The 618-nt window shown below is 63.1% G+C and carries 1 protein-coding gene; it reads left to right on the top strand.

Translation table 11 applies throughout. The features are described 5' to 3' along the window. Window positions 1–105 precede the first annotated feature (105 nt). Window positions 106–618, top strand: a 513-nt coding sequence (locus AC1DMY_RS20890; RefSeq protein WP_477166757.1) for an IS21 family transposase, incomplete at its 3' end; no start/stop codon positions are given.

The following is a 618-nucleotide window of genomic DNA, read 5'->3' as shown; positions in this document are numbered from 1 at the left end:
TGTTGAGTTTCATCCAAACCTGAGCCACTTCCCGGGGTGATTTTCGTCGAATTTTGAGCCACCTCCTACCACCCTCCGCTCACGACACGAGCGGGAGTAACGGGAGTGATCGACGTGGCCCTATTGAGCGTAATCCGACGCTGGCACCTTCGCGACAAGATCTCGATCCGAGAGATCGCCCGACGCACGAAGCTGTCACGCAACACCATTGCCAAGTACCTGGTGAGCGGTGAGACCAGCCCGCACTATCCGCGCCGCAAGAGTCCCAGTCAGCTGGATCCGTATGCGGCCGAGCTGGTCCGTTGGCTTCGCGCCAACCAGCAACAGCCCCGCAAGCAGCGCCGCACGTTACGACAGATGCACGCCGCCCTGTTGATGAAGGGCTACCCTGGCTCCTATGGCCGGGTCGCCGCGTTTGCCCGCGAGTGGCGTCGGGTCGAGCAAGAGCGGTCCCGCACGGCCGGTCGGGGCACCTTCGTGCCCCTGGTGTTCGCCCCGGGCGAGGCATTTCAGTTCGACTGGAGCGAGGATATCGCCCGTATCGGTGGGGAGCGCGTAAAGCTGCAGATCGCGCAGTTCAAGCTTTGCCATAGCCGCGCCTTCCTGCTGCGCGCCTAT

Source organism: Dyella sp. 01L423, assembly GCF_056399945.1.
This window is presented reverse-complemented; position numbering and strand designations above follow the sequence as displayed.